The 1,034-nt window shown below is 53.3% G+C and carries 1 protein-coding gene; it reads right to left on the reverse strand.

Features of this window, described 5'->3' with window-relative positions:
- On the reverse strand, nucleotides 1–1,034 hold a 1,034-nt coding region (tuf, locus tag FDW94_RS05615), incomplete at both ends, for an elongation factor Tu (RefSeq protein ID WP_065772070.1).

Raw genomic sequence — 1,034 nt, forward strand, 5'->3', positions numbered from 1 at the left:
GCAACAACGCCCGCACCAACAGTACGGCCGCCTTCACGGATTGCGAAACGCAGACCGTCGTCCATCGCGATTGGGTGGATCAGGGTAACAACCATTTTGATGTTGTCGCCCGGCATTACCATCTCTACGCCTTCTGGCAGTTCGATGGTACCAGTCACGTCAGTAGTACGGAAGTAGAACTGCGGACGGTAGCCTTTGAAGAACGGAGTATGACGGCCGCCTTCGTCTTTGGACAGAATGTACACTTCAGATTCGAACTTGGTGTGCGGCTTGATAGAGCCCGGCTTAGCCAGTACCTGACCACGTTCGATTTCTTCACGTTTGATACCACGCAGCAGAACACCAACGTTCTCACCAGCACGGCCTTCGTCCAGCAGTTTGCGGAACATTTCAACGCCAGTACAGGTAGACTTAGCAGTCTCTTTGATACCAACGATTTCAACTTCTTCACCAACTTTGATGATACCGCGTTCTACACGACCGGTAACAACGGTACCACGACCGGAGATGGAGAATACGTCTTCGATAGGCAGCAGGAACGGTTTGTCAATCGCACGCTCTGGTTCTGGGATGTAAGAATCCAGGAAGCCAGCCAGTTCGATGATTTTCGCTTCCCACTCTGCTTCGCCTTCCAGCGCTTTCAGAGCAGAACCACGAACGATCGGAGTGTCGTCGCCCGGGAAATCGTACTGAGACAGAAGTTCACGAACTTCCATTTCTACCAGTTCCAGCAGCTCTTCGTCATCAACCATGTCGCATTTGTTCAGGAACACGATGATGTACGGAACGCCTACCTGACGACCCAGCAGGATGTGCTCACGAGTCTGCGGCATCGGGCCGTCAGTCGCAGCAACAACCAGGATCGCGCCGTCCATCTGCGCAGCACCGGTGATCATGTTTTTAACATAGTCGGCGTGGCCCGGGCAGTCTACGTGTGCGTAGTGGCGAGTCGGGGTGTCATATTCAACGTGAGAAGTGTTGATGGTGATACCACGAGCTTTTTCTTCCGGCGCGTTATCGATCTGGTCGAATGC

Source organism: Citrobacter sp. wls757 (assembly GCF_005280935.1).
In the GTDB taxonomy this organism is placed as follows: Bacteria; Pseudomonadota; Gammaproteobacteria; order Enterobacterales; family Enterobacteriaceae; genus Citrobacter; species Citrobacter portucalensis.